At 42.4% G+C, this 18,821-nt stretch carries 14 protein-coding genes and 1 pseudogene; 13 read left to right on the forward strand and 2 right to left on the reverse strand.

Going from position 1 to position 18,821, the window contains the following annotated elements:
• The 9 genes and pseudogenes from QL229_RS16860 to QL229_RS16900 form a co-directional block, all read left to right on the forward strand.
• A pseudogene (locus QL229_RS16860) lies at positions 1-76 on the forward strand (elongation factor Tu); the annotation flags it as partial.
• A 568-nt stretch (positions 77-644) separates the two neighbouring features.
• The gene (locus tag QL229_RS16865) at positions 645-2,234 is read left to right on the forward strand and encodes an alkaline phosphatase (RefSeq protein WP_138558976.1); all 1,590 of its coding nucleotides are present in this window, start codon (positions 645-647) and stop codon (positions 2,232-2,234) included.
• 11 nt (positions 2,235-2,245) lie between these two features.
• Complete coding sequence (locus tag QL229_RS16870) at positions 2,246-4,045, forward strand: alkaline phosphatase (RefSeq protein WP_199527132.1); 1,800 nt, start codon at positions 2,246-2,248, stop codon at positions 4,043-4,045.
• Between the two features lie 71 nt (positions 4,046-4,116).
• Entirely contained in the window at positions 4,117-4,833 is a 717-nt protein-coding gene (locus QL229_RS16875; RefSeq protein ID WP_135922801.1) for a hypothetical protein, read from the forward strand.
• A gap of 185 nt (positions 4,834-5,018) precedes the next feature.
• The gene (locus QL229_RS16880) at positions 5,019-5,813 is read left to right on the forward strand and encodes a VOC family protein (protein ID WP_138558003.1); all 795 of its coding nucleotides are present in this window, start codon (positions 5,019-5,021) and stop codon (positions 5,811-5,813) included.
• A 117-nt stretch (positions 5,814-5,930) separates the two neighbouring features.
• The gene (locus QL229_RS16885; protein WP_235383207.1) at positions 5,931-6,596 is read left to right on the forward strand and encodes an SDR family oxidoreductase; all 666 of its coding nucleotides are present in this window, start codon (positions 5,931-5,933) and stop codon (positions 6,594-6,596) included.
• A gap of 138 nt (positions 6,597-6,734) precedes the next feature.
• On the forward strand, positions 6,735-7,115 hold the full coding sequence (locus tag QL229_RS16890) for a hypothetical protein (RefSeq protein ID WP_135922798.1): 381 nt from the start codon (positions 6,735-6,737) through the stop codon (positions 7,113-7,115).
• Positions 7,112-9,448 carry a fatty acid cis/trans isomerase gene (locus QL229_RS16895; RefSeq protein ID WP_281547188.1) on the forward strand — a complete coding sequence of 779 codons (2,337 nt, stop codon included), beginning with the start codon at positions 7,112-7,114 and terminating at the stop codon, positions 9,446-9,448. The genes QL229_RS16890 and QL229_RS16895 overlap by 4 nt, the downstream gene beginning before the upstream one ends.
• 97 nt (positions 9,449-9,545) lie before the next feature.
• Positions 9,546-11,297, forward strand: coding sequence for a response regulator (locus QL229_RS16900; protein ID WP_281547189.1), 1,752 nt, complete (start codon positions 9,546-9,548; stop codon positions 11,295-11,297).
• A gap of 8 nt (positions 11,298-11,305) precedes the next feature.
• Here QL229_RS16900 and QL229_RS16905 read toward each other — a convergent pair whose 3' ends face one another.
• Complete coding sequence (locus QL229_RS16905) at positions 11,306-11,929, reverse strand: DUF4097 family beta strand repeat-containing protein (protein WP_281547190.1); 624 nt, start codon at positions 11,927-11,929, stop codon at positions 11,306-11,308.
• A 129-nt stretch (positions 11,930-12,058) separates the two neighbouring features.
• Between QL229_RS16905 and QL229_RS16910 the strand changes: the two genes are divergently transcribed.
• Positions 12,059-13,516 carry an ATP-binding cassette domain-containing protein gene (locus QL229_RS16910; protein WP_281547191.1) on the forward strand — a complete coding sequence of 486 codons (1,458 nt, stop codon included), beginning with the start codon at positions 12,059-12,061 and terminating at the stop codon, positions 13,514-13,516.
• 26 nt (positions 13,517-13,542) lie between these two features.
• Here QL229_RS16910 and QL229_RS16915 read toward each other — a convergent pair whose 3' ends face one another.
• Positions 13,543-14,421, reverse strand: a complete 879-nt coding sequence (locus tag QL229_RS16915; protein WP_281547192.1) for a TraB/GumN family protein — start codon at positions 14,419-14,421, stop codon at positions 13,543-13,545.
• Between the two features lie 535 nt (positions 14,422-14,956).
• On the opposite strand from QL229_RS16915, the gene ilvG reads away from it, so the two are divergent.
• The 3 genes from ilvG to ilvD all read left to right on the forward strand — a co-directional run bounded on the left by ilvG (position 14,957) and on the right by ilvD (position 18,820).
• A complete protein-coding gene (gene ilvG / locus QL229_RS16920) occupies positions 14,957-16,606 on the forward strand; it encodes an acetolactate synthase 2 catalytic subunit (RefSeq protein WP_138557996.1) in 1,650 nt (549 codons plus the stop codon).
• Positions 16,603-16,848 carry an acetolactate synthase 2 small subunit gene (ilvM, locus tag QL229_RS16925; RefSeq protein ID WP_135922791.1) on the forward strand — a complete coding sequence of 82 codons (246 nt, stop codon included), beginning with the start codon at positions 16,603-16,605 and terminating at the stop codon, positions 16,846-16,848. Before ilvG ends, ilvM begins: the two co-directional genes overlap by 4 nt.
• 115 nt (positions 16,849-16,963) lie before the next feature.
• Entirely contained in the window at positions 16,964-18,820 is a 1,857-nt protein-coding gene (ilvD, locus tag QL229_RS16930) for a dihydroxy-acid dehydratase (RefSeq protein ID WP_135922790.1), read from the forward strand.
• Position 18,821 lies beyond the last annotated feature (1 nt).

The following is an 18,821-nucleotide window of genomic DNA, read 5'->3' on the forward strand; positions in this document are numbered from 1 at the left end:
CGAAGGTTTACGCTTCGCTATCCGTGAAGGTGGCCGTACAGTTGGTGCTGGTGTTGTTGCATCTATCGTTGAGTAATATCAACAGATAGAGCTTCACAGCTTATAAAAAGGTCGCCCTAGGCGGCCTTTTTAATGCCTGTAGAAAAGCTATCAGCTATCAGCTGTCAGCTTAGATCGAGATGGTTGTTTAATGTGGTGTCTCACTCAGCATTTTCCCTGTTCATTCTTCGGGTAGGTTGGTTTGAGCGCAGCGAAACCCAACACAATCCATGTAAACCTTTTCTTTGGTAAACCCAAACCACATTAAAGCACTCCCAAGGTTATGCTTGACCTAGAATCTAGAACCTAGAACCTAGAGCCTAGAGCCTAGAGCCTAGAGCCTAGAGCCTAGAGCCTAGAGCCTAGAGCCTAGAGCCTTTACCCTCGCAACTCGCTAACTCGCAACTCATATCTAGCAACTAGCCTATTTATTTCCACTAAAACTAATTACTTACCTTCTTGCGCTGCTTTTTTGGTTTCATCATTTTGTCATGAAAAGTCACTTTTTCAGTAACAAAACACTCATAGGATGGCTGTGCTAATTAACCAAGCGCAGCTTAATTAGCTCCAAACTCTTAAAAATAACGTACTAACGGAACGTAACGATGAAAATTAATAAAATTGCGACTGCAATTGGTTTAACGTTGGCATTGTCAGCGACGGCCAATGCAGGTGTGTTACCAGACAGTCAAAAACAAAATGATTGGTATAGTGCCGCTGAAGCTACATTAACAAAAAAAGAAGCGGCAGCTCAGGCTGAGCAAACGTTTAAAGCTAAAAATGTCATTCTATTTGTTGGCGATGGTATGGGTATCTCAACGCTAACTGCGTCACGTATCATGGCAGGTCAAATGGAAGGTAAGTCGGGTGAAGAAGGCTTATTAAGCTTTGAAGAGTTCCCTTACTCGGCGCAAATCAAAACCTACAACGTTGATGCGCAAACACCTGACTCAGCAGGCACAATGACAGCGATTATTTCTGGCGTTAAAACTGATGTAGGTGTAATTGGTGTTAACGAAAACATTGAGCGTGGCAAGTGTGCAACAGTTGCAGGTAATGAATTAATCACTGCTACGGAACTTGCAGAAATCAAAGGTCTAGCAACAGGCGTTATTTCAACAGCCCGCATCACCCACGCAACACCAGCTGCAACCTATGCAAAATCAGCTGACCGTAACTGGGAAGACGTATCTGATATGCCTGCTGATGCAGTAGAAGCAGGTTGTGAAGACATTGCCTCACAACTTGTTAATTTCGAGAAGAACCTTGAAGCACGCTTCGTAGGTACTGATGTAGACGGCCTTGAAGTGGTGATGGGCGGTGGTCGTCGTCACTTCTTACCGAAAGATGCGGCATTCAATTCAGCTGATGCTGTCAGTGAAGTCGAAGGTGACCGTACGGATGAGCGTGATCTAACTGCTGAATGGCAAGAAATGTATCCTGATGGCAAGTACGTAATGGACCAAGCTGGCTTCGATACGCTCAATGCTGATACCAAGCGTGTATTTGCATTATTCAATGAATCACACATGCAATACGAAGCAGACCGCGCTAACGATGTAGCGGGGGAGCCGTCATTATCTGCAATGACTGGCAAAGCAATTGATATCTTAAAGAACAACGAAAAAGGCTTTTTCTTAACGGTTGAGTCGGGTCGTATCGACCATGGTCACCATGCGGGCAACGCTTTTAATGCATTAAGCGATACTGTTGAATTTGCTAAAGCGGTGCAAACAGCAGTTGAAAATACTAACCCTGAAGAAACACTTATCCTAGTAACAGCTGACCACAGTCACGTATTCACTATTGCAGGCTATCCAAAACGTGGTAACCCAATTTTAGGTAAAGTAGTAGCCGTTGGCAGTGAAGAACCAAGCCTAGCAGCAGATGGTATGCCATACACCACAGTTGGTTATGCTAATGGTTTAGGTTTTCGCGATTTAGGTGATGAAACCAATGCGGAAGTATCTTACAACGAGGCTCCATTTGCAGGTCGTGTTGATTTAACGGGGGTTGATACAACTGCACCTGGTTATCACCAAGAAGCAACAGTGCCATTAGGTTCAGAGACCCACGCAGGTGAAGATATTTCACTGCATGCAAAAGGTCCCGGTGCGCAACTAGCACAAGGCGTTGTGGAGCAAAACGTAATTTTCCACATCATTAACCAAGCTCTAGAACTAATTGAAGAATAATGGCGACGACGATGAAAAAACTAAATTTAATTTCTCTTGCTGTAGTAGTGGCATTAGCAGGCTGCTCTGATGATGACGATAAAAGCTCAACAAAAACACTGACTGTTGAAAATACTCTAGCGGTTGGTTCTGAGCAGTGTGTAAACGGTGGTACAGAAACTCTAACAGGTGCAGATAGCAACGATAATGGTGAGCTAGACTCAGCAGAAGTAACTGATTCAACAGTGTCATGTAATGCACCGGCAACCTCGTTAACTGCATCGCAATTAGCGCCACTGACTGACAATGACTGGTTTAAGTCAGCACAAGTTAAAGTTGCTACTAGCGAAGAAAATATTGCTGCAGTTGTAAAAGAGTCAGGTAAAGCGAAAAACGTGATTCTATTTGTTGGTGACGGCATGGGTATTTCGACCGTAACAGCTGCGCGTATTATGGCAGGTCAGCTAGAAGGTAAGTTGGGTGAAGAGCACCAACTTAGCTTTGAAAAACTACCATTCTCTGGTTTTGCTAAAACCTATAACGTTGACGCACAAACACCAGATTCAGCGGGTACGATGACGGCAATGGCGTCAGGTGTAAAAACTGATGCAGGTGTGATTGGTGTAGATGAAAATATCGAACGCGGTAACTGTGCAACAGTTGCGGGTAATGAGCTAGTTACTGCCACTGAGCTGGCAGAGATCGCGGGTAAGTCGACAGGTATTGTATCTACAGCGCGTATCACTCACGCAACGCCTGCAGCAACGTATGCAAAATCGGCTGACCGTAACTGGGAAGACGTATCTGATATGCCAGAAGCAGCAGTGGCAGCAGGTTGTGAAGATATTGCATCGCAATTAGTTAACTTTGAAGCAAACCTCGAAGCTCGTTACGAAGGCCTAGATGTTGATGGCTTAGAAGTTGTGATGGGCGGCGGTCGTCGTCATTTCTTGCCTAAAGATGCAGCTTATAACTCAGCCGATGCAGTGAGCTCGGTAGAAGGTGACCGTACAGATGGTCGCGACCTAACAGCTGAGTGGAAAGCCAAATACCCTGCAGGTCAGTATGTGATGGACCAAGCCGGTTTTGATGCAATCAATGCTGATACGACTGAACGTGTATTTGGTTTATTTAATGAAACTCACATGCAATACGAAGCAGATCGCGCGAACGACGTAGCGGGTGAGCCGTCACTTTCTGAAATGACAGCAAAAGCAATTGATGTATTAGATAACAACGACAAAGGCTTCTTCTTAACTGTTGAAGCAGGACGTATTGACCATGCTCACCACGCAGGTAATGCCTATAATGCATTGAGCGATACTGTTGAGTTATCAAAAGCTGTGCAAGTTGCTCTTGATAAAACCAGCATCGAAGACACGTTAATCATCGTAACAGCTGACCACAGCCACGTATTTACCATTGCGGGCTACCCAAAACGTGGTAACCCAATCTTAGGTAAAGTGGTACCAGTTGGTAGTGATGAGCCATCACTTGCCGCAGATAACATGCCATACACAACCGTTGGGTATACCAATGGTGGCGGTTTCCGCGACTTAGGTGACGAAACAGATGCTGATGTAGGTTATGACTTTGCGCCAGTGACCGGTCGTGTTGATTTAACTGATGTTGACACAACCACACCTGGCTTCCATCAAGAAGCTGTTGTACCGCTTGGTTCTGAAACACATGCAGCAGAAGATGTGGGTGTGTATGCAGTGGGCCCAGGTGCACATTTAGTAACAGGTACTAATGAGCAAAGCCTTATTTTCCACGTGATGGATTATGCAGCCGACCTTGTTAAGCAAGCCGATGCTAAATTAGCACAGTAATGAGTTATTGGGAGGCTTTGAGCCTCCCTGACTTAATTAGTTAATTAAAAATCAAATATAAAGAGAACCCCGTGAAAGTAGCTATCTTAATTGCCTCATTACTAAGCCCATTAGCCGTTGCTGGGCAATGCGATATGAACACAGGTTACACGCAAGCTGACTACAAAGTCACTACAGCTATTGTTGCTAATAAGCAGCAGACTGAAAATACTTTTACACTTTGGCGTACACCACATCAGGTGGCTAAGCAAAATCCACAGTTTATTGAGCTGTGGCAACAGTTACGTAATCAACAAGTTCGCCCAATCCGTTACTTCCAAGACGCACAGCGTGGTATTGAGTATCAACCATCTGAAGTACAAGGTGAGCAAGATTGGAGTAGTAAGTATCAGCTAGTAAGCGATAAATTTTTAGCCTCTATGACGCACCAAAAAAGCACCGGTGAAGGTTGTGAGCTAACAGAGTATTACACCCAGCAGCAAGGCCAAAGCAAAGTAGAGCTAAGCTGGCTTGCCAATCAAAAATTACTAAAATCACTTCGAATTTCAACACCCAGCTATAGCCGAGAGATTGTGTTAACAGCCAGCAATCATAATCAACAAGATGTGCAGGCAGAGTTTGCGAAATGGGATAACTATCAAACGACCGATTACGCAGATATCGGTGATAATGAAAGCGATCCATTTTTAGCTAAAATGATAAACCAAGGTTTTGTTGAACATGGTGCGAGCGGTTTTTATGATGCGCAAGGTAATCAGCTCAAAGGTGAGCATGGCCATCATCACTAATTAATTATTGCAATGCCGCTTTTTTAGCGGCATTTTTGTCTCTGTAGCTTCGCGTTGCTAGCGCTGTTCATTGTCTGTTTTAGCTAAGGCAAAATTACGTACTTCAAAGAAATACCACAACTATTGTTTGGTTTGATTGGTAAATTTTGCGATTGTTGCTTAAGTTTAACCAAGGAGGAACAGCCATGACAAAAATAAATACAAAACACCCAGCAGGTACTTTCTGTTGGGCCGAGTTATGCGCGAAAGACTGGCAAGCTGCAAAGCAATTTTATACGCAACTTTTTGACTGGGGTTTTGACGATCAGCCAATAGGCGAAGATATGTATTACACCATGCTGCAAAAGCAAGGTGATGATATTGCCGCTATGTATCAACTGCCAGCAAGTATGAGCGAGATGCCAACCCATTGGTTATTATATATTGCTGTTGATGATGTTGATCAAAGCACAGAGCTTGCAAAATCATTAGGTGCAACGGTTTTGGCAGGGCCACATGATGTAATGACAGCAGGCCGTATGGTGATGCTGCAAGAACCGGGCGGTGCAACATTTGCCTTATGGCAAGCGGGTGAGCATATCGGGGCTAAACGAGTGCAAGAGCTAAACCTGCCTTACTGGTTTGAGCTTGTGTCGAAAGACATGCAAAAAAGTCGCGACTTTTATTGTCAGTTATTTGGGTGGCAGTTTGAGGTGAAACCCATGGAGGGCATGGACTACACCTTATTTACCATCGATGAGCAACCGATTGCAGGCATGCTTGAAATGACCAACGAATGGCCCGATGACATTCCATCTCATTGGATGCCGTATTTTGCGGTAGCAGATTGCGATCAGGCAGTTGCCAAAGCAACGCAGCTTAATGGGGCTATTTGTGTGCCAGCAACAGACATCCCAGATGTTGGACGCTTTAGTGTTATTACCGATCCCCAAGGGGCCGTATTTTCCATTCTTAAGTCAACCATTGATGAATTAACTTAAGCCCTTGGTTTTTGCCAATCTGTCCCAAGGTATATATATAATCAAACCACCTGAAGATGCAGAAACTCGCACCTTGAGGTGACTTGGGTATAGAAAAGCCAACTAAGGAGCAGATTGATGACTAAGCATGTGGTGGTTACAGGGGCCAATAAAGGTATTGGCCTTAATTTTTGTAAACAGTATTTAGCTCAAGGTTACCGTGTTAGTGCAGTAGTTCGCACTCCAAGCGAAGAGTTACAAGCACTCGATGTAAAAATCATTAGCGACATTGATGTATCTAACGCCGATGATGTTGCAACACTTGCCAACTACTTACACGGCGACAAAATTGATATTTTGGTTAATAACGCCGGTATTTTTCATAACGAAACATTAGCTGACATGGACTTTGCTGCCATCGAAAAGCAAATCAGCGTTAACAGTATCGCACCAATTCGCATTACTCATGCATTACTGCAAAGCTTAGGTATTGATGCCAAAGTGGCGATGATCACATCTCGTATGGGCTCAATTGCAGATAATAGCTCGGGCGGTTACATTGGCTATCGGATGTCAAAAGCAGCACTTAATGCCGCGAGTGTTAGTTTGGCCCATGAGCTAAAAGAGAAAGAAATTGCAGTAGGGTTATTTCATCCAGGCTTTGTACAAACGCAAATGGTTAATTTTGCCGGCGACATAAGCCCCGAAACTGCGGCAGAGCGGCTCATTAAGCGTATTGATGAATTAAACCTAAGCAACACTGGTGGGTTTTGGCATTCAAATGGCGAAACGCTACCTTGGTAGTTGTTTTTTCTGCTTTTTTTATCTTCAGCTAGTTAGTAGTGATTAAGCTGCTAACGGCTGATAACTTTCGCTAATTATTGAACTTATAGTTTGCTATACTCGTACAATTGAAAGTCATTTTGATGTAGAGAAAAGCACATGGAATTAGAGCAAAATAGCGATTTAACCCTTCCACTTTTTTATTTCGATGAAAATCTTCACAGCCGCGATATCGAATCTCCAGATTTATTATTACATGTAACACTTAGCGAAGAGTTACTCGCACAGCTTTGCCAAAACCCAGCTGTTGATAGCAGTGTCGCAATTGCCATTAATGAATATCGTCTTGAAGCGTTAAATGATGATTATCAAGTATTAATTGATGGTGAGCACAGCGCGCAACTGAGTTTAGTTCGTGGGCCACTATTAAGCGCTATGCTTAGCTGCGACAACGACCAAACCTTTGTGTCGCCGCAAGTAGATATGATGCCAACCTTCGATTTAGGTGATGACATTGAAGATATCGAGGAGGAAGGATGAGAAAACTCCTCACCACCGTATTTGGCCTTATTCTATTAAGTGGCTGTGCATATTTAGGTGCCGCTCATTACGATGAACTGTTTGGTAAAGAACAACCAAGAGAGCGTGTTGTTGCTGCTTCAACACTTGAAGGTGCTGAGTTTTTAAGTGATGTTAAGCCTGTTCTTGATACTCGTTGTGTGGTGTGTCATGGCTGTTATGACGCACCGTGTCAGCTCAAGCTATCTTCTGTAGAAGGTATCGACCGTGGTTTAAGTAAAGAGCGTGTTTATGACGGCACACGATTATTAGCGCAAGAGCCAAGTCGCTTACTATTTGATGCGACAACGACCGCTCAGTGGCGTGAGAAAGGTTTCACTCCAGTACTCAATGAAAGAGTCCAAACAGCAGAGGCAAACCTTACCGGAAGCGTGCTTTACAATGCCTTAGTGCTTAAGCAAAGTAGCCCATTGCCTAAGCAAGCTATTTTAGGCGATGAGTTTGATTTTTCACTCGATCGTGAGCAAACATGTACCACAATGAGTGAGTTTGACTCATTTGCTAAGGATAACCCGCACAGCGGTATGCCTTATGGGTTGCCTGGTATTTCAACGGAAGAGTTTCAGCATCTGGCTAAGTGGCTTAGAAAAGGCGGCTATCTTGCTCATATCGATCCTCCTGAAAAGGACGTACTAAAACAAGTTGAACGCTGGGAAGCATTCTTAAATCAAGATGGTTTAAAGCATCAGCTTGCCGCTCGCTATATTTATGAACACTGGTACTTAGCGCATATTTATTTCCCTGAGCATGGCGATAAACATAGCTACTTTAAGTTGGTGCGCTCTTCGACGTCGCCGGGTGAAGAGATCAAACACATTAGCACCCGTCGCCCATATGAAGACCCTAAAGTTGAGCGAGTTTATTATCGTTTAATGCATGACCGTTCGACTATTTTAGCGAAAACACATTTACCTTTAGCATTAAATGATGAAAAGCTTGCACGCTTACATTCACAATTTATTGAAGCTGATTATCAAGTAAACAAGCTACCAAGTTATAAGCCTGAAGTGGCATCAAACCCGTTTAAAGCCTTTGCTGCAATTCCAGTAAACTCGCGTTATCAATTTATGCTTGATGAAGCTGAGCTTATTATTATGGGCTTTATTAAAGGGCCTGTTTGTCGTGGTCAAATTGCGTTAAACGTGATTAACGATCAGTTCTGGGTAGGTTTTGCGAAGCCTGAAATGGCGGCGACACCGAAAGTCGGTGAAATGTTGTTACAACATGAAGATGCGCTAGCCTTGCCTGCCGAAGAAGAAAGTAATGCTTTACCGATTTCTAGCTGGGTGAAGTATTCAAAACGCCAAAATAAATACTTGTCTGCCAAAGTTGCACTGGCAAATAAGATGTTTGCCAACGGTCAGCACCTCACAACCGATTTACTTTGGCAAGGTGATGGTCATAACCAAAATGCAGCCCTGACGGTATTTCGTCATTTCGATAGCGCAACGGTTGTTAAAGGCTGGATAGGTCAAGAGCCAAAGACCACTTGGATACTCGACTACGCGTTATTTGAACGTATTCATTACTTGCTGGTGGCAGGTTTTGACGTTTATGGCAACATTGGTCATCAGTTATTAACTCGTTTGTATATGGACTTTTTACGCTTAGAAGGTGAAGCAAACTACCTTGCATTATTACCAGAAGCTAAACGTAAAGAAATTAAAGCCCAGTGGTATCGTAAATCGCCACCTAGCCTAACGAGTTTCTTTGAAGATGAGTTGTCGTTTAGTCAGCCTACAGGCATAGAATATAAAACCGCAGATCAACAGTCTGAACTTTATAATATGCTCAAAGAGAAGCTCAAACCAATTTTGAGTCCTCGCTATGACTATACGAAAGTGCCTGAACCACTGGCGAAAATTAACGATCTTCCTGTTAAAGCAGTTAACTTGCTGCCACAAATTTCGTTTGTGTTGGTCAAAGACAGCGATGATAAACATAAAGCCTACACCTTGATCCACCATAATGCTCATTACAATATCTCGAGCTTATTGAATGAAGAAGGTCAGCGTGCTTATGATGAAGATACCGTAACAATTGTGCCCGGATTTATAGGTGATTACCCAGAAGCAATTTGGTACTTACACAATGAACAGCAGGTTGCTGCATTTGCATCTGGGCTTGCAAAAATAACAGATGAAGCTGCCTACAGAGAGCTAAAAAGTGAGTTTGCTATTCGTCGCACGCATCCACAGTTTTGGCAATACAGCGATATTTTACACCGTGTAGCGAAAGAGTATCGCGGCGTCGAATTTGGTTTGTTTGATTATAACCGACTTGAAAATAGGTAAATTAATTTACCTATTTAGCTGATATTTAAAGCCCACCTTGAGTGGGCTTTATTGCATTATATGATCTACAATTACTCTAAAAATAAACGAGTAAAACATGTTTAAGTTAGTCACAGATATACGCAGAAGATATCGCTTCGGATTGTTAGCGATAGCAATTTTGATATCAACTTCAGCGGCGTTGATCCAAACCCTTTTGTATGTGCAAAAGGGAGATGCGAAAGTGATTAACATTGCAGGTAAACAGCGCATGCTTTCGCAAAAGATAGCTCTTTACGGTAATGCGTTAATTTATCATGAAGCTGATAGCTTTCAGCAACAACATCGTCGATTGCTAGAGCAGGCGGTCGATCAGTTTATTGCAGGTCACCAGTTTTTAATTCAGCAAGATAGTGAAGGTAATTATATTTATCTAAACGAATCATTACAGGCTCACTACTTCTTACCGCCCACAGCTCTTGATGCCCACGTTAAACGCTACATCAGTAAAGCCCAGTTACTTCTCAATAGCCGCGAAAATTATTTAGAAATAGACAGCTCACTATTTGCCAGTAATCAGCTTGAAGCCTTACTTACAAAATTAGATCAAGCCGTAAAGCTCTTAGAGCAAAAGTCAGTGCATAAGGTCACACTACTTGCCGTTCTCGAAATGATGTTCTGGGTTATTGCAATGGTATTACTACTCATTGAGTTGCTATTTGTTTTTAAACCAATGGAGAATCTAATCACAAAAGCACTTACAAGTTATAAAGAACAAAAAGATTATGCAGAACAGGTAAATAAAACGAGAGAGCGTTTTATTGCTCGCACTAGTCATGAATTTAGAACACCTTTACAAGGATTAACAGCATCCATTGAGTCTCTTGATATTAAAGAGGAGCAAAAGCTGGCTCAGCAACAAGCACTATATTGTGCTAACCGCTTGGTGGTGATGTTAGATGAGTTGCTTGATTTACAAGAAATGACCACAGGTCAGTGGCAACCTAAACTTGACCAAGGCAACTTGTTAGAAACATTAAAACAAGCGATTGCACCCTATGAATACGCTTGTCACGAGAAAAAGATTACTCTTAGCGTCAGTTTATCTGATTCGCTTAACAGCGATTTCATTACTGATCATCCGCGGTTACAACAAGTCGTTGCTGAATTGATAAATAACGCGGTTAAATTTACGCCGGTGCAAGGGCGAATAGCAATTACAGCGACTAATCAAGGTAAGCAACGCCTGCTATTAGAAGTGCAAGATAATGGTAAGGGGTTTGACGAATTACCCTCAGATATACAAGATAATGAAAATAGAACTGAGCAACATTTTCAAGGCTTAAAAACAGGGCTACTGCGAGTCAAGCACATTGTTAAAGCATTAAATGGCGACATTCAATTTTTTAATGCGCAGCCACAAGGCGCCAAAGTGGTTATAAATCTTAAATTCGTAAGTTCACCGGGCACAGAACAGTCTGCAAAGTTGCCAGGTACTTTAAACTGCTTAATTGTTGAGGATAATCCTCTTAATGCCACGATACTAGGTCGCATAATTAAGCATTTTAACTACAGTTTTGACGTTGCTGAAAATGGTTTAATCGCCACAGATATGGCCTTGCATACTCAGTATGATGTAATTTTTATGGACCTAAATATGCCCGTAATGGATGGTTTTAAAGCGATAGATATCATTCGTAATGAGCAAGGACAGCAAACCCCAATCTTGGTTGTGACAGCGAACACCTCTAATGATGATTTACAACGAGTATATGAACTAGGGGCTAATTTACACGTATATAAACCGATTTCTGCTGACTCGGTCGAAAAAGCCCTCAGTATTTTATTTACCGAGAGCTCACAGGGATAAACCGGTATTTAGTTAGTTACTTTGATATCGCCGACACCCACTTCAACGTCAATAGCATATTTACCATTACCACGGTAGCTTGAGTGAGAGCTGACAACTTTACGACTAGTGTTTGCATCATTTTTTAAGCCACGAATTTTGGTATCGCCAACGCCCGTATCGAGTTCAATACGTTTATAGTCGTCAAGCGCACTATCAATTCGAACGGCACCTACGCCTAGCTCAATATCTACCGAGTTGCTAGCGTCGTTAATTTCAATATCACCAACACCCAGCTCAACATCAATGGCCATTGACTTCGGCATTTTTACATACCAGCTTTGTTGAATGTCATCGTTATCTAGTTTTAAGTTCAACGACCCTGCGCTTTGTGAATGGCTTAATTCGATATCAGATAAATCAACCTCAGATCCAAACCAACCTTTATCATTTTTAGGCTCAATACGTACAGTAACGACCACTTCGCTGCCGTCATAGTTTTCTACTTCTAAGCTGCCTACTGGAAAATCAATTTCAAGCTGGCTTGCACCACTCACTGCGAAGTTATGATTTAATTCACGTGAATCTTTCGCCATTGCGTATGTTGTTGTTAGTGCTAAGCCAATAGCTGCTACATAAAGTAATTTTTTCATTGTCTGTTTCCTGTTGATGACCTTTTATACCTTAGTCGCAGCTATGTTCAAAAAAGGTTTAAACGATTTTTATTTTTTTGTTGAATGTTGTAACGTCAGGCTAGTAATAAGCCGGAATGAGGATTCATAGTGCAATATGTTCAGTTGGTTAATGTTAATGCCAGCCTTAAGGGGCAGGGTAATGAAGAGTATCGTTTACGTGATTTAAGTTTAACTGTATCAGCAGCGCAGCAATGGGTATTACTGGGTGAAAATGGAGCAGGAAAATCAGCAGTAGCAGCTGTAATTGCAGGTTGCTCGCGTATTGAGCAAGGCCAGTTTACCAATAACTTTGCACGAATTGCTGTGGTGTCACCTGATAGACAAAAGCAATTATTGGCCGATGAGCTAAATAAAGATCAGGATGATATTATTGATGGTCTTACGCCGCTAAGCACAGTTAAAGACATTATTTTGGCCGCCAGAAGCGACCATGACATTGACAGTGAATTACTTGAGCTACTCATAAAAACATTTGATTTTGATAGTAAAATGAATAATGCATTTCGTGACCTATCAACCGGTGAAACGCGAAAGCTGATGCTGATCCAAGCGCTAATTGGACGCCCTGAGTTACTTATTTTGGATGAACCGTTTGATGGTTTAGATGTAACAGCACTGCAAACTCTTAATCAGTTATTAGCTGAATTAAGCAAACACACGACGATGATTTTAGTTCTTAACAGGTTGAGTGAAATCCCTGACTTTGTTGATCATTATGCGTTTATAAAACATGCTCAGATCACTCACCAATTAGCACAGCCAACGAAAGAGCAACGCCAAGATCTTTTTAAATTGCTACATTTAGTGCAAACCGAATTAAACGTGCCCGAGGCAGATAACGACCATCAAGCGCCAGCCTTAACTGATCCCATATTAGTAAAACTTAAAGATGCCTCTGTAAGTTTTGGCGGAACCGTTATTTTTGAAAAGCTAAACTGGCAAATTAATCAAGGTGAACATTGGCAGTTAACGGGTAAAAACGGCTCGGGTAAAACTTGCTTACTTAATCTAATTACAGGTGATAACCCACAGTGTTATAACAACGATATTAAGGTGTTTGGCTATCAGCGCGGCAGTGGCGAGAGTATCTGGCAAATTAAACAGCATATTGGTTATATTTCAAATGCCTTGCATATGGATTATCGCGTTAATATAACAGCGCTTAATACCATCGTATCGGGTTTTTATGACAGCATTGGTCTTTATCAAAAAGCCACTGAAACACAGCTATCAATCGCTAAAAAATGGTTAGCCTTACTAGGGTTAAACGACAAACAAAATAGCTCATTTAGCCAGCTTTCTTTTGGCGACCAACGCTTATTATTGATAGCGCGAGCTATGGTAAAACATCCTAGTTTATTGATTTTAGATGAACCATGCCTAGGTCTTGATGAAGCGAATAGGCAACGCGTGTTGTTACTAATAGAAAAAATCTGCGCCGCGGGAACCAGCACTGTGGTTTACGTTAACCATCATGCCAGTGATAAAATTGCAGGCATCGACAACTATTTAGAGATGGCTGATTTCACAAAAAAAGCGCCATAAGGCGCTTTTTTCAGTTGTTTATATATTTAGATACGGGTAATGGTGAAACCTTTATCTGTTAATTGTTTTAATAAACCATGTTGCTCAGGTAAGTGTAAAGCGCCTACAGCTATGAACAGTTTTTCTTTACCAATGCGAGTCGATAGTTGCTCAACCCAGTCATTATTGCGATCAATCAGCATAACCTGCTCACTTAATTCACCGTATTGTGAGTCGTCAAAACTTTCGTTATAAAAAGAGGTTAACGTTTTCATATCGCCTGACTTCCACGCCTTAATCAGACCTAAAAAGTAGGTATCGACATCAGCGAGTTGCTCAAAGGTTTCCTCAATCATTTTGTCGTTCATGATCGCTAGGTGTTCAAACATTTCCATTTGTCGTTCTAGAGTTTCTAACTCACCTACGGCAATGTTATTTTCTTTAGCGTAAGCAAGAACCTGTTTGTCTATCCCAAATTGATCTGAAAATCCAACGCGTTGAAATTCCATTTGCATCATCGTAATCATAACCGCCCAAGGCGCTAAGTTCTTAAACATTGCGATATCAATTGATTTGTCAGCAAAGTACTTTTGCAGTTTCGCATAGTTAGCTGGCGATAATTCTGACTGTAATGTTTTACCATCTTTTAGCATCATAAATGGCAATGAGCGACGTTGCATCTCCATAGGAGATATTGAGCTAATATCCACTTCAACAATCACTTTATCACTATTATCAAGGGCTTGAGTTACTTTGTTTGGCAAGCCTTTCATGCTGGTATCACCCACATGAACAGTGCCAAATAAATAAGAGGCAACGCCGTTTTTTTCTACCTTCCATAAGCCAGGTTCTGCAAAAACATGCTGACTAAAGCCAAGCACTAAAACAAGACAAAACAAAACCTTGATATGCTGAATGAGTTTCATAACTTTCCTTTTAAGCTGTCGTTATTTTCAATACTAAACTAATTTTTTGTTGGTCGTTAAATTAAATCGCTCTCAAATAGAAATTCAGCAATATCCTAGATAAAAATTAATCAATCATTTAATGGCTTATTACGAGGTATGAAATTTCAAAAAACGAACGATATCGAAAAATAAATCCGTAATAATTGTTTTTGTGCATATATTTTCCTTTAAATTCGCGTTTACCTTGTTTTTTTGAATTGATTTTTATGTTGACTTAACGGGCTTGTCGCGGTACTAATAGAAAAAGGCAGCGGGATGGCTAGATTTCCGCTACAAATGAACAGAATTTGGTTACAGATAATGCTTACTAACAAACTCACTCTTATTCTAATTAACGTCGTGGTGATTATTATTACCGCGGGGGCTAGTTAGTGCTTGGAGAAAAGTAAAGCATTTAAAAAGCCCCCCGCACTTAATAGTCCGGGGGGCTTTTTCGTTTAAAGGGTTTGAATCGCAGCAAATACACAATGTCACTGAGGAATGAGGATTTACGATGACAGGCGCAGAGTTAACAATCGATTTATTAGCCAAACATGGCGTTAAGGATGTTTTTGGATACCCAGGTGGTGCCATCATGCCTATTTACGACGCTTTGTACGGTGCGCCAGTCAAGCATTACCTGACACGCCATGAGCAAGGTGCTGGTTTTGCGGCCGTAGGCTTTGCACGTAGCACGGGTAAGTTAGGTGTGTGTTTTGCAACATCGGGCCCAGGTGCAACTAACTTAATCACTGCACTTGCCGATGCCATGATGGATTCAGTGCCATTACTTGCTATAACAGGGCAAGTGCCAACCGCTGCGATAGGCTCAGATGCTTTTCAAGAAGTGGATGTGTTGGGTATGTCATTATCATGCACAAAGCACAGCTACATGGTTGAACGTGCAGAAGACCTTGCCGAAATCCTGCAAGAAGCCATCCACCTAGCACAAAGCGGTCGCCCTGGCCCTGTGTTAGTGGATATCCCCAAAGACATTCAAATGGCACAAGTGCCATTCCACCCTTGGCTAGCTGCAGAAGATTATTTACCTAAACTAGATCCGAACCAAGTTGCTATAGCAAATCAAATCTTAAGCGAAGCACAGCGCCCAGTAGCCTACGTGGGCGGTGGCGTACAAGCCGCTGATGCGCAAAACGAGCTTATGCAGTTTTTAGAAAAAACACATATGCCTGCGGTTTCAACCTTAAAAGCGTTAGGTAGTGTGTTACCTGATTACGATTATGACTTAGGTATGCTAGGTATGCATGGCGGTAAAGCGGCTAACTTAGCAGTGCAAGAATGTGATGTATTAGTTTGTATCGGCGCTCGTTTTGACGACCGAGTAACTGGCAACTTGAGTAAGTTTGCGGCAAAAGCAAAGGTAATCCATTTAGATATTGATGCCGCTGAAGTAGGCAAACGCAAGCCTGTAAAAGCGTCGTTAGTGGCAGATTTAAAAACCTCATTACCGCAACTTGATTGTTTTGTGACACCTGACGAGTGGTTGACTCATATCGAAAGTATGATGAAAGAGCATGCTTGGCGTTATGACTACCCGGGCGAAAAAGTATTTGCTCCTTATTTGTTAAACCAACTAAGTCAAAAAATGCCATCAACCGGCGTAGTGTGTTGTGATGTTGGCCAGCACCAAATGTGGGTTGCGCAGCATATGAAATTTAGCCACCCAAGCAATCATTTAAGTAGTGGTGGTGCAGGTACTATGGGCTTTGGTTTACCGGCAGCGATCGGTGCCCAAGTTGCTCGCCCAAATGATTTTGTGATCACTGTGTCAGGTGATGGCTCAATCATGATGAACATTCAAGAGCTGGCAACGATTCGTCGTAACAACTTACCAGTTAAAATTTTAATCTTAGATAACCAGCGTTTAGGCATGGTACGTCAATGGCAACAGCTATTTTTTGAGGGCCGTTATTCTGAAACCAATCTTTCGGATAATCCTGATTTTGTAGCACTTGCTGCAGTATTTGGTATTCCAGGTCAAACCATCACTAAAGCAGATGAGGTCGATGCTGCGGTTGATGCGTTAGTGAAAAGTGAAGGTCCTTACATTTTACATGCTTGTATTGATGATAAAGAAAATGTATGGCCGCTCGTACCACCAGGTGCAGCCAATGATGAAATGATGACGGAGACAGTAAAATGAAACACACCCTAACGATTACATTAAAAAATCAAAGTGTCGCAGTTGAGCGCTTTTTACGCGTTGTTCGTCATCGCGGTTTTGATTTAACAACAATGAACCTAGAAATGGCTGATGGAACTTTTCATGTCACCATGACAGTCGACAGCGATAAGCCAATTTATTTACTAACATCACAGTTAAATAAATTGGTTGATGTAAGACAGGTCAGCATTGAAAACCAGTTTCACCAACAGGCAATGTAACAACGAATAAACTAATTCAACAGGTCGCTTAAGCGCTAAAACGATGGTTAAGCGAATAAATAAATTTTTGGAATGAGGAAGTCAGTGGCATGCCACTGCAACAACTGAGGTAATTATGGCTAAATTAAGAAGTGCAACAACAACAGAAGGTCGCAAACGTGCAGGTGCGCGCGCACTATGGCGTGCAACGGGGATGACAGATAAAGACTTTGGTAAGCCGATTATCGCAGTTGTTAACTCATACACTCAGTTCGTTCCTGGTCACGTTCACCTCAATCAGTTAAGCGAACTAATGGCCGAAACCATCACCGAAGCAGGTGGTGTACCAAAAGAGTTTAATACCATTGCAATCGATGATGGCATCGCAATGGGTCACGGCGGTATGCTTTATTCACTGCCATCGCGTGATTTAATTGCTGACTCAGTTGAATACATGGTTAATGCACACTGTGCCGATGCCATGATCTGTATTTCTAACTGCGACAAAATCACCCCAGGAATGATGCTGGCAGCGCTTCGTTTAAACATTCCAGTTATCTTTGTATCGGGTGGGCCAATGGAAGCGGGTAAAACACGCCTTGCTGATATCGATATCAAGCTCGACTTGGTTGATGCCATGGTTAAAGGAGCTGATACCTCTGTGAGCGATGAAGATTCAGAAAAAGTAGAGCGCTCAGCGTGCCCTACTTGTGGCTCGTGTTCAGGTATGTTTACTGCCAATTCAATGAACTGTTTATTAGAAGCGATTGGTCTGGCACTACCGGGTAACGGAACCACACTTGCAACGCATAAAGACCGTAAGCAGCTGTATGTTGAAGCGGGCGCACGCATTGTTGATTTATGCCGTGAATATTATCAAAAAGATAATGCAGCGGTATTACCACGTGCTATTGCAAATCGCACCGCTTTTATGAATGCGATGGTGGTTGATATTGCCATGGGTGGTTCATCAAATACGGTGCTTCACTTATTAGCTGCGGCGCAAGAAGCAGGTGTAGACTTTGATATGTCGCACATCGATGAGCTGTCTCGCAAAACACCATTCCTATGTAAAGTGGCACCCGCGACAAACAAATACCACATTGAAGATGTTCACCGTGCTGGTGGCATGATGGCCATCATCCGAGAACTAGGCAAAGCTGGATTAGTTGATTTATCAGTTGATCACGTAGCAGGTCATACTATGGCTGAGATGGTTGCTAAATGGGACGCGACCGATCCAAGTAACGAAGTGGCGCAAAAATTCTATAAAGCGGGCCCTGCAGGTATTCGAACTACAAAAGCAATGAGCCAAGAATGCCGCTGGCCAGAACTTGATAATGACCGAGAAAACGGTTGTATCCGCAGTGTTGAAAATGCTTTTCGTCAAGATGGTGGCTTAGCTGTGTTATCGGGCAACCTTGCCCTTGATGGCTGTATTGTTAAAAGTGCCGGTGTTGTTGAAGAGATGCTACATTTTGAAGGCCCTGCCGTTGTTTATGAATCACAAGATGATTCGGTAGAAGGAATTTTAAATGGCGAAGTAAAAGCGGGTGATGTGGTTGTTATTCGCTACGAGGGGCCAAAAGGTGGTCCGGGCATGCAAGAAATGCTGTACCCGACAAGTTACTTAAAATCGGTTGGTTTAGGCGAAAAATGTGCGCTTATCACAGATGGTCGTTTCTCAGGTGGTACGTCGGGCTTATCAATTGGCCACGTTTCGCCAGAAGCAGCAAGCGGTGGTGCAATAGCCTATGTTGAAAACGGCGATAAAATAATCATTGATATCGCGACCCGTGAAATCACTTTGGCGTTGTCTGATGAAGAGCTTGAAGCGCGTAAGCAAAAACAATTAGCGCGTGGTAAAGATGCATATAAACCATTAAATCGTGAACGCTATGTATCGCCTGCACTTAAAGCCTATGCGTTACTTGCAACCAGCGCAGATAAAGGAGCTGTGCGCGATTTAGCTAAACTTGAGGAGCTAAGTTAAT

This window comes from Pseudoalteromonas sp. PAR1 (assembly GCF_947311895.1).
In the GTDB taxonomy this organism is placed as follows: domain Bacteria; phylum Pseudomonadota; class Gammaproteobacteria; order Enterobacterales; family Alteromonadaceae; genus Pseudoalteromonas; species Pseudoalteromonas lipolytica_C.